This is a genomic window from Streptomyces coelicoflavus (assembly GCF_003112555.1).
GTDB classification, from domain to species: Bacteria; Actinomycetota; Actinomycetes; order Streptomycetales; family Streptomycetaceae; genus Streptomyces; species Streptomyces coelicoflavus.
The window spans coordinates 1-16,040 of record NZ_BEWB01000013.1; the positions used below are offsets into that span (position 1 = coordinate 1).

The 16,040-nt window shown below is 70.9% G+C and carries 13 protein-coding genes; 7 read left to right on the plus strand and 6 right to left on the minus strand.

The window, feature by feature from the left end; genetic code table 11:
- The first annotated feature begins 77 nt into the window (after positions 1 to 77).
- From lspA to Sco07f_RS29130, 4 genes are all read left to right on the plus strand, one after another.
- A complete protein-coding gene (lspA, locus tag Sco07f_RS29115) occupies positions 78 to 683 on the plus strand; it encodes a signal peptidase II (protein ID WP_054103369.1) in 606 nt (201 codons plus the stop codon).
- 95 nt (positions 684 to 778) lie between these two features.
- Positions 779 to 1,723, plus strand: a complete 945-nt coding sequence (locus Sco07f_RS29120; RefSeq protein WP_007448653.1) for an RluA family pseudouridine synthase — start codon at positions 779 to 781, stop codon at positions 1,721 to 1,723.
- On the plus strand, positions 1,720 to 2,220 hold the full coding sequence (locus Sco07f_RS29125; protein ID WP_087791398.1) for a GNAT family N-acetyltransferase: 501 nt from the start codon (positions 1,720 to 1,722) through the stop codon (positions 2,218 to 2,220). Before Sco07f_RS29120 ends, Sco07f_RS29125 begins: the two co-directional genes overlap by 4 nt.
- 88 nt (positions 2,221 to 2,308) lie before the next feature.
- Positions 2,309 to 3,895, plus strand: a complete 1,587-nt coding sequence (locus tag Sco07f_RS29130) for a Na+/H+ antiporter (protein WP_007448650.1) — start codon at positions 2,309 to 2,311, stop codon at positions 3,893 to 3,895.
- A 72-nt stretch (positions 3,896 to 3,967) separates the two neighbouring features.
- Here the strand turns inward: Sco07f_RS29130 and Sco07f_RS29135 are convergent, their stop codons facing one another.
- The gene (locus Sco07f_RS29135; RefSeq protein ID WP_054103372.1) at positions 3,968 to 5,122 is read right to left on the minus strand and encodes a mechanosensitive ion channel family protein; all 1,155 of its coding nucleotides are present in this window, start codon (positions 5,120 to 5,122) and stop codon (positions 3,968 to 3,970) included.
- 60 nt (positions 5,123 to 5,182) lie between these two features.
- On the opposite strand from Sco07f_RS29135, the gene Sco07f_RS29140 reads away from it, so the two are divergent.
- Positions 5,183 to 5,818, plus strand: coding sequence for a dienelactone hydrolase family protein (locus Sco07f_RS29140; RefSeq protein WP_439959700.1), 636 nt, complete (start codon positions 5,183 to 5,185; stop codon positions 5,816 to 5,818).
- Here Sco07f_RS29140 and Sco07f_RS29145 read toward each other — a convergent pair.
- The 4 genes from Sco07f_RS29145 to Sco07f_RS29160 form a co-directional block, all read right to left on the minus strand.
- Positions 5,803 to 7,476 carry an alkaline phosphatase D family protein gene (locus Sco07f_RS29145; protein WP_108989621.1) on the minus strand — a complete coding sequence of 558 codons (1,674 nt, stop codon included), beginning with the start codon at positions 7,474 to 7,476 and terminating at the stop codon, positions 5,803 to 5,805. The genes Sco07f_RS29140 and Sco07f_RS29145 overlap by 16 nt on opposite strands.
- A gap of 83 nt (positions 7,477 to 7,559) precedes the next feature.
- Positions 7,560 to 8,360, minus strand: a complete 801-nt coding sequence (locus tag Sco07f_RS29150; RefSeq protein WP_007448680.1) for a DsbA family protein — start codon at positions 8,358 to 8,360, stop codon at positions 7,560 to 7,562.
- A 108-nt stretch (positions 8,361 to 8,468) separates the two neighbouring features.
- Entirely contained in the window at positions 8,469 to 9,179 is a 711-nt protein-coding gene (locus tag Sco07f_RS29155) for a hypothetical protein (RefSeq protein WP_087791400.1), read from the minus strand.
- 81 nt (positions 9,180 to 9,260) lie between these two features.
- Positions 9,261 to 10,601 carry a DUF2252 domain-containing protein gene (locus tag Sco07f_RS29160; RefSeq protein WP_087791402.1) on the minus strand — a complete coding sequence of 447 codons (1,341 nt, stop codon included), beginning with the start codon at positions 10,599 to 10,601 and terminating at the stop codon, positions 9,261 to 9,263.
- Positions 10,602 to 10,804: 203 nt separating this feature from the next.
- On the opposite strand from Sco07f_RS29160, the gene dnaE reads away from it, so the two are divergent.
- Complete coding sequence (dnaE, locus tag Sco07f_RS29165) at positions 10,805 to 14,344, plus strand: DNA polymerase III subunit alpha (protein ID WP_087791404.1); 3,540 nt, start codon at positions 10,805 to 10,807, stop codon at positions 14,342 to 14,344.
- 67 nt (positions 14,345 to 14,411) lie between these two features.
- On the opposite strand, the gene Sco07f_RS29170 is transcribed toward dnaE, so the two are convergent.
- Positions 14,412 to 14,579: a hypothetical protein gene (locus Sco07f_RS29170; protein WP_007448592.1), complete on the minus strand. Its 168-nt coding sequence runs from the start codon at positions 14,577 to 14,579 to the stop codon at positions 14,412 to 14,414.
- Positions 14,580 to 14,803: 224 nt separating this feature from the next.
- Between Sco07f_RS29170 and Sco07f_RS29175 the strand changes: the two genes are divergently transcribed.
- Positions 14,804 to 16,021: an NYN domain-containing protein gene (locus tag Sco07f_RS29175; RefSeq protein WP_108989712.1), complete on the plus strand. Its 1,218-nt coding sequence runs from the start codon at positions 14,804 to 14,806 to the stop codon at positions 16,019 to 16,021.
- The last annotated feature ends 19 nt before the right edge of the window (positions 16,022 to 16,040 follow it).

The window sequence follows — 16,040 nt, forward strand, 5'->3', positions numbered from 1 at the left end:
CCGGTACGAGCAGCAGCCGGGACGGGCGGCGTGCCGTACCCTCGTGCTCAGTCAAGGACCTAGGCTGAGGGACTCACGTGGCAGAGGCGGAGCGCATCATCGGTACTCCGGACACCCCGGACGCGGCGGGGGACGGGCAGGAGCGGCCCGACGCCGAACAGGAGCAGACGCGGGAGCAGGCTCCTGAGCGCCCCCGGGGCAAGCGGCGGGTCGCCGTGCTGTTCGCGGTCGCGCTGTTCGCGTACCTGCTCGATCTGGGCAGCAAGATGCTGGTGGTCGCCAAGCTGGAGCACCACGAGCCGATCGAGATCATCGGTGACTGGCTGCGGTTCGCCGCGATCCGCAACGCGGGCGCCGCCTTCGGCTTCGGCGAGGCCTTCACGGTCATCTTCACGGTGATCGCGGCGGCCGTGATCGTCGTCATCGCCCGCCTCGCGCGCAAGCTGCGCAGCCTGCCGTGGGCGATCGCGCTCGGCCTGCTGCTCGGCGGTGCCCTCGGCAACCTCACCGACCGCATCTTCCGTGCGCCCGGCGTCTTCGAGGGCGCGGTCGTGGACTTCATCGCGCCCAAGCACTTCGCCGTCTTCAACCTCGCCGACTCGGCGATCGTCTGCGGCGGCATCCTGATCGTGATCCTCTCCTTCCGGGGCCTGGACCCGGACGGGACCGTCCACAAGGACTGACCCGCACGGGGGCCCGGTCGTCCACAGGAGCCCGGTCGTCCACAAGGACTGAGCGCGCGTTCGGGAGTGTCCGGGCCGTCCGGCATACTCGACGGGTGAGCACGATTCCCGAGATCCGTACCCTGCCCGTGCCCGACGGCCTGGAGGGCGAGCGCGTCGACGCCGCCATCTCCCGCATGTTCGGCTTCTCCCGCACCAAGGCCGCCGAGCTGGCGGCGGCGGGGAAGGTGCAGGTCGACGGGTCGGTGGTCGGCAAGTCGGAGCGGGTCCACGGCGGCGCCTGGCTCGAGGTCGAGATGCCGCAGGCGCCCGCGCCCGTGCAGGTGGTCGCCGAGCCCGTCGAGGGCATGGAGATCGTGCACGACGACGAGGACGTGGTCGTGATCGTCAAGCCGGTCGGCGTCGCCGCCCACCCGTCCCCCGGCTGGACCGGGCCGACGGTCATCGGCGGTCTGGCCGCCGCCGGGTACCGCATCTCCACCTCCGGTGCCGCCGAGCGCCAGGGCATCGTGCACCGCCTCGACGTCGGCACCTCCGGCCTGATGGCGGTGGCCAAGTCGGAGCGCGCGTACACCTCGCTCAAGCGCCAGTTCAAGGAGCGCACGGTCGACAAGCGCTACCACACGCTCGTGCAGGGCCACCCCGACCCGACCAGCGGCACCATCGACGCCCCCATCGGCCGCCACCCGCAGCACGACTACAAGTGGGCCGTCACCGCCGAGGGCAAGCCCTCCGTCACGCACTACGACCTCATCGAGGCCTTCCGCGCCGCCTCCCTGCTCGACGTGAAGCTGGAGACCGGCCGCACCCACCAGATCCGCGTCCACATGGCTGCCCACCGCCACCCGTGCGTCGGCGACCTGACCTACGGCGCCGACCCCACCCTCGCCAAGCGGCTGCGGCTGACCCGGCAGTGGCTGCACGCCGTACGCCTCGGCTTCGAGCACCCCGGCACCGGCGACTGGGTGGAGTACGCCAGCGACTACCCCGAGGACCTCCAGCAGGCCCTCGACCTGGTCCGCGAGGAGACCTACGGATGAGCGCCCCGAGCCCGGCCCCGGGCCGGGACCCGGCCGCCTACGAGGTGCGCGTCGCCGAGGACCCCGCCGACCGGGAGGCCTGCTTCGCCGTGCGCAAGGACGTCTTCGTCGCCGAGCAGCAGGTCCCCGAGGACATCGAGTACGACGCCTACGACGCCGGCGCCGTGCACGTCCTCGCGGTCCGGGCGGACGGCGTGCCGCTCGGCACCGGCCGGCTGCTGCACGGCGCGGCGGCCGCGGCGAAGAACGGCGACGGCGACCGGGCCGTCGGCTCCCTGGGGCGGCTCGCGGTGACCGCGAAGGCCCGCGGTCTCGGCGTCGGGGCCGCGCTGGTGCGGGCCGTGGAGGACGCGGCCCGCGCGCGTGGACTCACCGCCGTGGATCTGCACGCACAGACCCACGCCCTGGGTTTCTACGAACGTCTGGGGTACGAGGCCTACGGACCCGAGTTCCCGGACGCAGGGATTCCGCACCGCGCGATGCGGCGAGCCCTGTAGCCGGGGCGGCGAACGGGCTGGTGAGACCGGTCGCGTGGCACGCTTGAGGTCCGCCGTGTAACGCCGAGACCCCACCGGAGCGGTGACCGTGGATCAGCTGGCCCTGTTGTTCATGCTGTTGCTCGGGGCCCTGCTGAGCGTCCCGATCGGTGACCGGCTCGGACTGCCGGCGCCGGTCCTGATGACGCTCCTCGGGATCGTCCTGGCCCTGCTCGAATTCGTGCCCAACGTCGACATCCCGCCCGAACTGATCCTGCCCGCGCTGCTGCCGCCGCTGCTGTACGCCGCCGTACGGCGCACCTCCTGGCGGCAGTTCGCGGCCAACAAGCGTCCCATCTTCCTGCTGGCCGTCGCGCTGGTCTTCATCACCATGGTCTGCGTGGCCTCCGTGGCCCACGCGATCGTGCCGGGGCTGCCGCTCGCCGCCGCCTTCGCGCTGGGCGCGCTGGTGGCGCCGCCCGACCCGGTCGCCGCGACCGCCGTCGCCGGGCAACTCGGACTGCCGCGCCGCCTGGTGTCCATTCTGGAGGGCGAGGGTCTCTTCAACGACGTGACGGCGATCGTCCTCTACCACGTGGCCATCGCCGCCGCGGTCGGCGGTTCCTTCTCGCCGTGGCGGGCCGGTTTCGACCTGGTGCTGTCCGCCGTCGTCGCCGTCGCGATCGGGCTCGCCCTGGGCTGGGGCTCCAACAAGCTCATGAGCGTCCTCGGCGACCCGACCCTCCAGATCGGGCTGACCCTGCTGGTGCCGTTCGTGAGCTACGTCGCCGCCGACGAGCTGCACGGCTCGGGCGTGCTCGCCGTACTCACCACCGCCATGTTCCTCGCCGAGTACGCCTCGGACGCCGACGACGTGATGACCCGGCTAGGCGGCCACACCGTCTGGGACGTGGTCGACACCCTGGTCACCGGGGTGGCCTTCGGGCTGATCGGACTCGAACTGCACAACGCCGTGCGCACCGCCTCCGGCCGGTGGACCGAACTGCTCGGCTGGTCGGCGGCGATCCTCGCCGTCGTCGTCCTGGTCCGGCTGCTGTACCTGCTGCCGGCCACCTGGCTGACCCAGCGGCTGCACGCCAGACGCGACCAGGACGAGGACATCCCGACGAGCTGGCGGGAGACGGTGGTCATGTGGTGGGCGGGGATGCGGGGCGTGGCCTCGGTCGCGCTGGCCCTGGCGATCCCGCTGGAGACGGACGACGGAGCGGCCTTCCCGCACCGGGAGGAGATCGTCTTCATCGCGTTCGGCGTGATCATGGGCACCCTGTTGCTACAGGGTCTGACCCTGCCCTGGCTGGTGGGCCGGCTCGGGGTACGGGCGGACACCGAGCGGGAGCAGGAGTTCGAGCGGGACCTCGCGCTGCGGGCGGCCAGGGCGGCCAGACAGCGGCTCAAGGAGATCGAGTCGGTGGAGGAACTGCCGGAGGAGCTGTCCGAGCAGATGCTGCGGCGCGCCTTCGACATCGGCATACGCATCAGCCCGGACCTCGGGGACGAGGAACGGCGGGAGGCGCAGGAGCAGCGGGCCCGGCGGATCAAACGGGTCCGGCGCATCCAGGGCGAGATGCTGAGCGCCGCCCGGCACGAGGTGCTGGCGGCCCGCAGCGAGGCCGGCGCCGACCCGGAGATCGTCGACCGGGTCCTGCGCCACCTGGACGTGCGCAGCCTGCGCTGACCCGCGGGCGCGGCACCGCGCCGGTCACCGGCGCCGCTCTTCGCCGTGCCCGCCGAAGCGGCCGGGCACCGGTCATCGGCTCCGGCTCTTCGCCGGCCGTTCCGTGAAGTGGCGGGAGGGCGGCTCCGGGGAGGGGTGGGAGCCCGCGTCGGAGGAGCGGCGGGCGTGCGGGAGGCCGTCGTGCGGCGGACGCGGCGCCGCCTCCGCCGTACTGACCCGCGGCAGTGCGTACGGGTGCTCGTCCGCCAGCCAGCGGATCATCCCCTCGCGGACCGCCACCCGCACCGTCCAGATGTCGTCCGCGTCCTTCGCCGTCACCAGGGCCCGTACCTCCATGGTGGTCGGGGTGGTGTCCGTGACGGTCAGGTTGTAGTTGCGCCCGTCCCAGGCCGGGCACTCGCGCAGGAGGTCGCGCAGCCGCTCGCGCATCAGGTCCGTCGGCGCCGAGTGGTCGAGGTGCCAGTAGACGGTCCCGGTCATCTGCGGGGTGCCGCGCGACCAGTTCTCGAACGGCTTCGACGTGAAGTACGACACGGGCATCGTGATCCGCCGCTCGTCCCAGGTGCGCACCGTCAGATACGTCAGGGTGATCTCCTCGACGGTGCCCCACTCCCCGTCCACCACGACCGTGTCGCCCATGCGCACCATGTCGCCGAAGGCGATCTGGAACCCGGCGAACAGGTTGCCCAGCGTGGACTGGGCCGCCACACCGGCGACGATGCCGATGATCCCGGCCGAGGCCAGCAGCGAGGCACCGGCCGCGCGCATCGCCGGGAACGTCAGCAGCATCGACGACACGGCGACCACGCCGACCACCGCCGTGACCACCCGCATGATCAGCGACACCTGGGTCCGCACGCGCCGCACCCGGGCCGGGTCGCGCTCGGCGTGGGCGTGCGCGTAACGGGAGTAGGACGTCTCGACGACCGCCGCGGCGATCCGGACCACCAGCCAGGCCACCGAGCCGATCAGCAGCAGTGTCAGCGTCCGGCCGACCCCGGTCTGGTGCTCGGGGAACACCTCGGCCTCGACGTACGACCCTCGCAGCAGGCCCGCGCAGAGCGCGATCTGGTAGGGCACGCGGGCGCGCCGCAGCAGCCCCCACAGCGGTGTCTCGGGGTGGCGTCCGTCGGCCTTGCGCAGCAACAGGTCGGTGGCCCAGCCGATGACCAGGGTCAACAGCACCGAGCCGCCGACCACGATCAGCGGGCGGAGTATCGTCTCCATCCCTCGAACGTAACCGCCACCGCCGTGCGGTGAACCTGTGACTTACGTCCTGCCCCGGGCATCGCCCGGCGCCGTGCTGTCACACCCGGCTGGCACCATGGCCTCATGAACATCGTGCTCTTTCACTCGACCCTCGGACCGAGGCCCGCGGTGCGGCAGGCCGCCGACCGCCTGCGCGACGCCGGGCACCAGGTGTGGACCCCGGACCTCTTCGAGGGCCGTACCTTCGACTCGGTCGAGGAGGGCATGGCCCATCAGGACGGCATCGGCCGGGAGGAGCTGCTGAAGCGGGCCGTGCTGGCCGCCGCGCCCTACTCCGAGCGCGGGCTGGTGTACGCCGGGTTCTCGCTCGGCGCCTCCATCGCCCAGACCCTCGCCCTCGGCGACCACCGGGCGCGCGGACTGCTGCTCCTGCACGGCACCTCGGACCTCGCGCCCAACGCCTCGGTCGACGAGCTGCCGGTCCAGCTGCACGTGGCCGAGCCGGACCCCTTCGAGACGGACGACTGGCTCAGCGCCTGGTACCTCCAGATGGGCCGGATCGGCGCCGACGTCGAGGTGCACAGGTATCCCGGCGCCGGTCATCTGTACACCGACCCGGAGCTGGACGACTACGACGCCGAGGCGGCCGAGGCCACCTGGCGGGTGGCGCTCGGCTTCCTCGAAACGCTTCAGGAGGCTCAGACCGGGGTGTAGACGCGCTCGACCCGCTGGGTGCCGCTGCGGGTGCGGTAGGAGCGGGCCCAGGCGGAGGTGGCGTCCGCGTCGGTGCGGTCGGAGACGACGTAGTAGTCCATCTGCGTCCGTTCCGCGGTGACGTCCAGCACGCCGTAGCCGTGCCGGTCGGTGTCGACCCAGTGGACGTGCCGGTTCGCGGCCCGGATCACCGGCGCCGCGATCGCCGAGACGGTGCCCTCGCGGACCTTCACGATGTCGTCGAGGTTGTCGGAGGTCACCGACGTGACGACGAACTCCGTGGCCGCCGAGGCGGACAGCGGGTACGTCCCCGCGTGGTGCGGCACGTCGTTGGCCCACGCCATGTGGATGTCGCCGGTCAGGAACACCGTGTTGCGGATCGCGTGCGCGCGCAGGTGGGCCAGCAGCTCGCGCCGGTCGTCGGTGTAGCCGTCCCACTGGTCGGTGTTGAGGGCGATGCCCTCCTTCGGCAGCCCGAGCAGCTCGGCGAGCGGCCCGAGCAGCGAGGCGGGGAGCGCGCCCACCGCGAACGGCGAGATCATCACCGGGTTGCCGACCAGCCGCCAGGTGGCGTCGGAGGAGGCGAGCCCCGCCTTGAGCCAGTCGAGCTGGGCGCGGCCGGTGAGGGTGCGGTCGGGGTCGTCGACGTCGCCGTTGCCGAGCGCCACCTGCTGCGAGCGGAAGGAGCGCAGGTCCAGCAGCGACAGGTCGACCAGCTTGCCGAACCGCAGCCGCCGGTAGGTGGTGCCGGCGATCGCCGGGCGCACCGGCATCCACTCGAAGTAGGCCCGCTTGGCGGCGCTCTGCCGCTCCGCCCAGGGCCCCTCGGCGCCCTCGGTGTGGTTCTCGGCGCCCCCGGACCAGGTGTCGTTGGCGATCTCGTGGTCGTCCCAGATCGCCACCACCGGAGCCGTCGCGTGCAGCGCCTGGAGGTCGGGGTCGGTCTTGTAACGGCCGTGCCGGATCCGGTAGTCGGCGAGCGTGAGGATCTCGTGGGCGGGGGCGTGCGGGCGTACGACGGTGTCGCGGGTGCCGTACTCGCCGGTTCCGTATTCGTAGATGTAGTCGCCCAGGTGCAGCCAGGCGTCCAGGTCGCCGCGGGCCGCGAGATGCCGGTACGAGGAGAAGTACCCGGCCTCCCAGTTGGCGCAGGAGACCACGCCGAAGCGCAGGCCGGTGACGGCCGCGTCGTGTGCGGGGGCGGTGCGGGTGCGGGCGGCGGGGGAGTCGGTGGGGCCCGCGGAGAAGCGGAACCAGTAGTCCGTGGCGGGCGCGAGGCCGCGCACGTCCGCCTTGACGGTGTGGTCGGAGGCCGCCGTCGCGGTGACGGAGCCCTTGGCGACGACGTTCGTGAGGGCCTTGTCCGTGGCGACGATCCAGCTCACCTCGGTGTCCGGGCCGGTTCCGGAGCCCGGTATGGCCTCGGGCACCGGTGTCACCCGGGTCCACAGCAGGATCCCGTCGGGCAGGGGATCGCCGGAGGCGACGCCGTGCAGGAAGGCGGGGGCCGCGTCGGCGGCGCCGGCGGGAAGGGCCGCGGCGAGCGGGGCGGCCAGCACGGCACCGGCCGCCGCGGCCTTGACGACCGTACGGCGGCTCGGGGTGCGGGAGTTCGCGGATGTCTCGTTGTTTTCGGAGGCTCTGTGTCGACTGGTCACGGCCGATCAGGTTACTGATCGGTATGCACGCGAGTGGGCGAACTCGCAAAAGTTCGCCCACTCGTCAGACGACGATCACCGGGTCACTTGGTGACGCCCGCGTCCTTCAGCGCCTTCTGCCACGCGTCGGGCGTGCTCGGCGTCTCGACCACCTTGTCGTTGATCTTGATGGTCGGGGTCGACTCGACGCCCTCGGCCTTGTCGAAGGACTTGCTCATCCGTACCGCCCAGGCGTCGTAGGTGCCCTTCTCCACGGCGTCCTGGAACTTCTTGTTGCCCTTCAGCGCGTCGACCGAGTCCGCCACCTTGATCAGGTAGTCGTCCTTGGCGAACTCGTCGGTCGACTCCTCGGGGTGGTACTCCGTGGAGTACAGCGCGGTCTTGTAGTCCACGAACGCCTCGGGGCTGACGTTCAGCGCGGCGCCGAGCGCGCTCAGCGCGTTCTTCGAGCCCTCGCCGCCCAGGTTGCCGTCGAGGAAGGTGCCGATGGTGAAGGAGAGCTTGTAGTCGCCGTCCTCCATGCCCTTGTTGACGCTCTCGCCGATGCTCTGCTCCATGGCGGCGCAGCCCGGGCAGCGCGGGTCCTCGTAGAGGTGGACGACGTTGTCGGACTTGGACTCGCCCAGGACGACCGTCGTGCCGTCCTTGCCGGAGGTGTTGGCCGGGGGCACCACCTTCGCCTCGGCGGCCTTGTCCCAGCCGGTGGGCTTGTTGTTCTGCACGACGGCGTAGCTGATGCCGCCGGCTATCGCCAGCACGCCGACGATGGAGGCGGCCACGACGGCCTGCCGCTTGACCTTGTCGCGCTTGGCCTGGCGCTCGCGCTCCTGGCGCAGACGCTCACGGGCCGCCGTCTTCGCCGCCTGGCTGTTCCGCTTGCTCATGTCGGTGATCTCTCCGCGGGGACGCGCACACGGGGGTGTGCGGAAGTACGTATGGGGGACTGCTGTGCTCGGTGGTGCTCGTGCGACTGCTGCGGCTCGGGTGCCGGGTCACACGAGGGCGGCCACCGGGCGCGGCGGTCCGCGACGTCCCAGGGAGTGCGTGAGGATCCGCTCACGGGCACCGGCGGCGCGGCGGGCCGGGGCCGCCGGGCGGCGCACCGCCGGGGCCCGGCGTACGTTCACGGCCGCGACGGCGAGCAGCAGGGGCCGGAAGGTGGTCGCGGCCACCGCGCCGAGCAACTGGGCCAGGGCCCGCTCGCCGCGCCGCAGCCAGGCCGCCGCGAGCAGCCCCACGCCGACGTGCGCGGCAAGGAGCAGCCAGGCGGTGCCGGGGTCGGCCTGGGCCAGCACCGACGCCATGCGGTCGGTCTCGGCTCCGGTGACCCGGCTCAGCGGCGCGGTCACCCCGGCGTGGATGCCGGTTCCGTCGCCGCACAGCACGTCGAAGCCGACCGAGCGCAGCGGGCCCGTGACCGGGCCGCCGGCCCGGCCGTAACAGACGTGCTGGCCGGTGGTGAAGACCGTGTCGGCGGCCAGCTCCAGCGGGATCAGCAGGGCGGCGATCCGCCCGAAGCCGCGCTCGCGCCGCCCGGCCAGGGCGTACGCGATCAGGAACACGACGGCGGCGACCGCCGCCACCGTGGCCAGCGGCAGCGGAACCCCGGACAGCAGCACGTGCGACGCGGTGCTGAGGGTCACGGCGAGAGCCGTGAACAGCGCCGCGCGTACGGCTCTGAGCGGGGTTCCGGATATGTCCATAGCAGTAGAAGAGTGTGTCACGGGGTCCGGTAAGGGACCCCTAAAGGGTTGCTGTGAGAATGCCGACCCGGGTTCCGGGGCCTACAGGCCGGGGATCCGGCCGTTGCGGAACAGGTCGACGAAGGTCTGGTGGTCACCGCGCGCGCGGGCGCCGTACCGGTGCGCGAAGTCGACCAGCAGGGGCGCGAAGCCCTCCTCGTCGGCCGCGATCGCCGCGTCGATGGCCCGCTCGGTGGAGAACGGCACCAGGGACTCCCCGGACTGGTCGTCGGCCGCCGCGTGCATGGTCGCGGTGGCCCGGCCCAGGTCGGCGACGACCTCGGCGATCTCCTCCGGGTCGTCTATGTCGCTCCAGTCCAGGTCGACGGCGTACGGCGAGACCTCCGCCACCAGCTGCCCGGCGCCGTCCAGCTCGGTCCAGCCCAGCCACGGGTCGGCGTGCGCCTGGAGGGCCCGCTGGGAGATCACCGTGCGGTGGCCCTCGTGCTGGAAGTAGTCCCGGATCGCCCGGTCGGTGATGTGCTGCGAGACGGCCGGGGTCTGGGCCTGCTTGATGTAGATCACGACGTCGTTCTCCAGGGCGTCGCTGTTGCCCTCGAGGAGGATGTTGTACGAGGGCAGGCCGGCCGAGCCGATGCCGATGCCCCGGCGGCCGACGACGTCCTTGACGCGGTAGGAGTCCGGGCGGGCCAGGGAGGACTCGGGGAGCGTCTCCAGGTAGCCGTCGAAGGCCGCGAGCACCTTGTAGCGCGTGGCGGCGTCCAGCTCGATGGAGCCGCCGCCGGGGGCGAAGCGGCGCTCGAAGTCGCGGATCTCGGTCATCGAGTCCAGCAGCCCGAAGCGGGTCAGCGAGCGGGCCACGCGCAGCGCGCCGAGCAGCGGTCCCTCCGCGGTGTCCAGCGTGAAGGGCGGCACCTCGTCGCTCTTGGCGCCGGTGGCCAGGGCGTGGATCCGCTCGCGGTACGCGCCCGCGTACACCCGCACCAGCTCGGTGATCTGCTCGTCGCTGAACGCCTTGGCGTACCCGATCAGCGCGACGGAGGCGGCGAAGCGCTTGAGGTCCCAGGTGAACGGGCCGACGTAGGCCTCGTCGAAGTCGTTGACGTTGAAGATCAGCCGGCCGGTGGAGTCCATGTACGTGCCGAAGTTCTCCGCGTGGAGGTCGCCGTGGATCCACACCCGGGAGGTCCGCTCGTCCAGGTAGGCGCCGCCCGGCTGATCAGCGAACTCCGGGTCCTCGGTCAAATCGCGGTAAAAGAGACCGGCGGTGCCGCGGTAGAACGCGAAGGCGGAGGCCGCCATCTTCCGGAACTTCACACGGAACGCCGCGGGATCCGCGGCCAGCAGCCGGCCGAAGGCGGTGTCGAAGACGGCGAGGATCTCCTCGCCGCGGTGCTCCTCGTTGAGCTGCGGGACCGACATGCCTGGTGCCTCCTGGTGCGGGGTGGTGCCTCACGGATGGAGCGGATCTCCACTCGGGCCAACGTTCGAAGGGGTGCGGGAGTGCCCGCCCCAGAAGGTACGCGTGGGGGGCCTTCGAGTGTCAGTCCCGAGGCATAGACTTCGACGCTGACCCCCCGGATCGACCGCCGCCAGTCGTCCCCAGTTTTCCCAGGAGGCCGCACGTGTCAAAGCCGCCGTTCACGCACCTGCACGTCCACACCCAGTACTCGCTGCTGGACGGTGCCGCGCGGCTCAAGGACATGTTCGACGCGTGCAACGAGATGGGCATGTCGCACATCGCCATGTCCGACCACGGCAACCTGCACGGGGCGTACGACTTCTTCCACTCCGCGCAGAAGGCCGGGGTCACCCCGATCATCGGGATCGAGGCGTACGTCGCCCCCGAGTCCCGGCGCAACAAGCGCAAGATCCAGTGGGGCCAGCCGCACCAGAAGCGGGACGACGTCTCGGGTTCGGGCGGTTACACCCACAAGACCATGTGGGCGACGAACAGCAAGGGCCTGCACAACCTCTTCCGCCTCTCCTCCGACGCGTACGCCGAGGGCTGGCTGCAGAAGTGGCCGCGGATGGACAAGGAGACCATCAGCCAGTGGTCCGAGGGCATCGTCGCCTCCACCGGCTGCCCCTCCGGCGAGGTGCAGACCCGGCTGCGCCTCGGCCACTTCGACGAGGCCCTGAAGGCCGCCGCCGACTACCAGGACATCTTCGGCAAGGACCGGTACTTCCTGGAGCTGATGGACCACGGCATCGAGATCGAGCACCGGGTCCGCGACGGGCTGCTCGAGATCGGCAAGAAGCTCGGCATCCCGCCGCTGGTGACGAACGACTCGCACTACACCTACGCGCACGAGGCGACCGCCCACGACGCCCTGCTGTGCATCCAGACCGGCAAGAACCTCTCCGACCCGGACCGCTTCCGCTTCGACGGCACCGGCTACTACCTGAAGTCGACGGACGAGATGTACGCCATCGACTCCTCCGACGCCTGGCAGGAGGGCTGCGCCAACACGCGCCTGATCGCCGAGATGATCGACACCACCGGCATGTTCGAGAAGCGCGACCTCATGCCGAAGTTCGACATCCCCGACGGCTTCACCGAGGTCACCTGGTTCCAGGAGGAGGTCCGCCGCGGCATGGAGCGCCGCTTCTCGGGCCAGGTCCCCGAGGACCGCCAGAAGCAGGCCGAGTACGAGATGGACGTCATCATCCAGATGGGGTTCCCGGGGTACTTCCTGGTGGTCGCCGACTTCATCATGTGGGCCAAGAACCAGGGCATCGCGGTCGGCCCCGGCCGAGGCTCCGCGGCCGGTTCGATCGTGGCGTACGCGATGGGCATCACCGACCTCGACCCCATCCCGCACGGCCTGATCTTCGAGCGGTTCCTCAACCCCGAGCGCGTCTCCATGCCCGACGTCGACATCGACTTCGACGAGCGCAGGCGCGTCGAGGTGATCAGGTACGTGACCGAGAAGTACGGCGCCGACAAGGTCGCCATGATCGGCACCTACGGCAAGATCAAGGCGAAGAACGCCATCAAGGACTCCGCGCGCGTGCTGGGCTACCCGTACGCGATGGGCGACCGGCTCACCAAGGCCATGCCCGCCGACGTCCTCGGCAAGGGCATCGACCTCAACGGCATCACCGACCCGACGCACCCGCGCTACAGCGAGGCCGGCGAGATCCGCTCGATGTACGAGAGCGAGCCGGACGTCAAGAAGGTCATCGACACCGCCAAGGGCGTCGAGGGCCTGGTCCGGCAGATGGGCGTGCACGCGGCCGGCGTGATCATGTCCAGCGAGCCGATCGTCGACCACGCCCCGATCTGGGTGCGGCACACCGACGGCGTCACCATCACGCAGTGGGACTACCCGCAGTGCGAGTCGCTCGGCCTGCTGAAGATGGACTTCCTCGGCCTGCGCAACCTCACGATCATGGACGACGCCGTCAAGATGGTGAAGTCCAACAAGGGCATCGACCTCGACCTGCTGTCGCTGCCGCTGGACGACCCCACGACCTTCGAACTGCTCCAGCGCGGCGACACGCTCGGCGTCTTCCAGTTCGACGGCGGCCCCATGCGCTCCCTGCTGCGGCTGATGAAGCCCGACAACTTCGAGGACATCTCCGCCGTCTCCGCGCTCTACCGTCCCGGCCCCATGGGCATGGACTCGCACACCAACTACGCGCTGCGCAAGAACGGCCTCCAGGAGATCACGCCGATCCACAAGGAGCTGGAGGAGCCCCTCCAGGAGGTCCTCGCGGTCACCTACGGCCTGATCGTCTACCAGGAGCAGGTCCAGAAGGCCGCCCAGATCATCGCGGGCTACTCGCTCGGCGAGGCCGACATCCTGCGCCGCGTGATGGGCAAGAAGAAGCCCGACGAACTGGCGAAGAACTTCGTCCTCTTCCAGGCCGGAGCCAGGAAGAACGGCTACAGCGACGAGGCCATCCAGGCCCTGTGGGACGTGCTGGTCCCGTTCGCCGGCTACGCCTTCAACAAGGCGCACTCGGCCGCCTACGGCCTGGTCTCCTACTGGACCGGCTACCTGAAGGCCAACTACCCGGCCGAGTACATGGCCGCCCTGCTCACCTCGGTCAAGGACGACAAGGACAAGTCCGCCGTCTACCTGAACGAGTGCCGGCGCATGGGCATCAAGGTGCTGCCGCCCAACGTCAACGAGTCCATGTCGAACTTCGCCGCTCAGGGCGACGACGTGATCCTCTTCGGCCTCTCGGCCGTGCGCAACGTCGGCACCAACGTCGTCGAGTCGATCATCAGGTGCCGCAAGGCCAAGGGGAAGTACGCCTCCTTCCCGGACTACCTGGACAAGGTCGAGGCGGTCGTCTGCAACAAGCGGACGACGGAGTCGCTGATCAAGGCCGGCGCCTTCGACGAGATGGGGCACACCCGCAAGGGCCTCACCGCGCAGTACGAACCGATGATCGACAACGTGGTCGCGGTCAAGCGCAAGGAGGCGGAGGGCCAGTTCGACCTGTTCGGCGGCATGGGCGAGGAGGCGAACGACGAGCCCGGCTTCGGACTCGACGTGGTCTTCGGCGAGGACGAGTGGGACAAGACCTATCTCCTCGCCCAGGAGCGGGAGATGCTCGGCCTCTACGTCTCCGACCACCCGCTCTTCGGCCTGGAGCACGTGCTGTCCGACAAGGCCGACGCGGGCATCTCCCAGCTCACCGGCGGTGACTTCGGCGACGGCGCGGTCGTCACCATCGGCGGCATCATCTCCGGCCTCCAGCGCAAGATGACCAAGCAGGGCAACGCCTGGGCCATCGCCACCGTCGAGGACCTCGCCGGCTCCCTGGAGTGCATGTTCTTCCCGGCGACCTACCAGCTGGTGTCCACGCAACTCGTCGAGGACGCCGTGGTGTTCGTCAAGGGGCGGCTCGACAAGCGGGAGGACATCCCCAGGCTGGTCGCGATGGAGCTGATGATCCCCGACCTGTCCAACGCGGGCACCAACGCGCCCGTCGTCCTCACCATCCCGGCCACCCGCATCACGCCGCCGATGGTCAGCAGGCTCGGTGAGATCCTCACCCACCACCGGGGCGACAGCGAGGTGCGGATCAAGCTCCAGGGGCCCACGAAGACGACGGTGCTGCGCCTGGACCGGCACCGGGTGAAGCCGGATCCGGCGCTGTTCGGCGACCTGAAGGTGCTGCTCGGTCCGTCCTGCCTGGCGGGCTGAGCGGAATCCCGGGACCAGGACGAACGAGGGCGCACCCGGTTGCCGGGTGCGCCCTTCGTCGTTTGCGTCAGTTGTGGCCGAAGCGCTTGTTCCGCTTGCGGGCGGCCGCGTCGCCGGGCGTCGTCAGCTGCGGGGAGTGCTGCTCCTCGCGGTCCATCACGGCCGACTCGGCGGTCTGCGGGGAGCGCTCGGACCGGGGCTGCTTACGATCACGGTTGTTCTTGTTCTTGGCCATGGTGATCTACCTCCTGAGGGGGATCTAGGGGCCAGGGCCGACACCAGATTCACATAGGCCAACAAAGAACGCATATCGGGCAATTACCGTCCGTGACGCGGCTCGACGGGGTGCGGGGCGCCGAAACGCCACGCCGAAGATCGAGTTCGGGCCGTTAACCTCCGCGTGGTCGGGCAGACTCGAAGGAAGCCCGAAGCAAACCTCCCGGAAAGAGGGTGGATCGCGTGGACCGCTGCATCGTCCTGGTGGACGCCGGGTATCTGCTGGGGGCCGCCGCGAGTCTCCTGGCAGGAGAGCCCTCGCGCTCGCGCATCACCGTCGATCACGCCGCCCTCATCCAGGGGTTGCGCGACCGCGCCGAGTCCGACACGCAGCAGCCGCTGCTGCGCATCTACTGGTTCGACGGCGCCCCCGACCGCGTTCCGCAGCCCGAACACCGGCGGTTGCGCGTGATGCCCCGGGTCACCGTTCGGCTCGGCGCCCTCACGCGCAGTGACGGCCGCTGGGCGCAGAAGGGCGTGGACGCCGCCATGCACGCCGAACTGACCGAACTGGCCCGCAACCGCGCCTGTTCCGACGTCGTCCTGGTGACCGGCGACGGCGACCTGCTGCCGGGCATGATGGCCGCCAAGGAGCACGGCGTCGCCGTCCACCTGTGGGCCGTGCAGGCCGCCGACGGCGACTACAACCAGTCCGAGGACCTGGTCGCCGAGGCCGACGAACGCCGCGTCCTGGACCGTACGTGGATCACCAAGGCCGTACGCGCCAAGGAACTCGGCGGCATCTGCGCTCCGCCGCCCGTGCCCCGCCCCGAGATCGCCGCCATCCTCTCCGCGCCGCTGCCCGATTCCGCCCTCTCCGCCGCCCGGCGGCCCGCCGAGACGCCCGAGCACCCCACCACCGCGGCCGCCGCGCCGGGCACCACCGACGAGCGGGTGCCGCCCGCCAAGGGCGTCCCCACCCCCAAGGACCTCGCCGCCCTGCGCGCCCCCGGCGCCCACCCCGCCCCGCAGCAGGCCCCGGCCAACGCCACCCTGCGCTGGTCCTCCGACAAGGGCTGGGTCGACCGGCCCGCCGCCGAGCCGTCCGAGGCCGCCTCGCTGCCGACGCTCGCCCAGCTCACCACGGCCGAGCAGCGCTGGGCCGACCGCGAGGAGGACATCACCACGGTCGGCGGCGACCCGTACGAGGTCGGGCAGGTCTTCGCCCGCCGCTGGCTCGAACGCCTCGGCGACCATGGCCACCTGCAAAAACTGTCCGGGATGTACCCGCGCATCCCGCACCGCGTCGACGGCGAGCTGCTGCGCTACGCGGCCCGCTTCGGGCTCCTCGCGCACAAGGACGACCAGATCGACGAACACGACCGGTACGCGATCCGGGCCGGGTTCTGGCGCGAGGTCGACGTGCGCACGGCGACCGAACGCACACCCGCGGCGGAGTGAGGCGCCTCAGGCCCGCCCC

Excerpts from the sequence above, each read along its gene's own strand:
- Sco07f_RS29125 (WP_087791398.1), top strand. The coding sequence starts at position 1,720 with ATGAGCGCCCCGAGCCCGGCCCCGGGCCGGGACCCGGCCGCCTACGAG.
- Sco07f_RS29135 (WP_054103372.1), bottom strand. The coding sequence starts at position 5,122 with ATGGAGACGATACTCCGCCCGCTGATCGTGGTCGGCGGCTCGGTGCTG.
- Sco07f_RS29150 (WP_007448680.1), bottom strand. The coding sequence starts at position 8,360 with ATGAGCAAGCGGAACAGCCAGGCGGCGAAGACGGCGGCCCGTGAGCGT.
- Sco07f_RS29155 (WP_087791400.1), bottom strand. The coding sequence starts at position 9,179 with ATGGACATATCCGGAACCCCGCTCAGAGCCGTACGCGCGGCGCTGTTC.
- Sco07f_RS29160 (WP_087791402.1), bottom strand. The coding sequence starts at position 10,601 with ATGTCGGTCCCGCAGCTCAACGAGGAGCACCGCGGCGAGGAGATCCTC.
- Sco07f_RS29170 (WP_007448592.1), bottom strand. The coding sequence starts at position 14,579 with ATGGCCAAGAACAAGAACAACCGTGATCGTAAGCAGCCCCGGTCCGAG.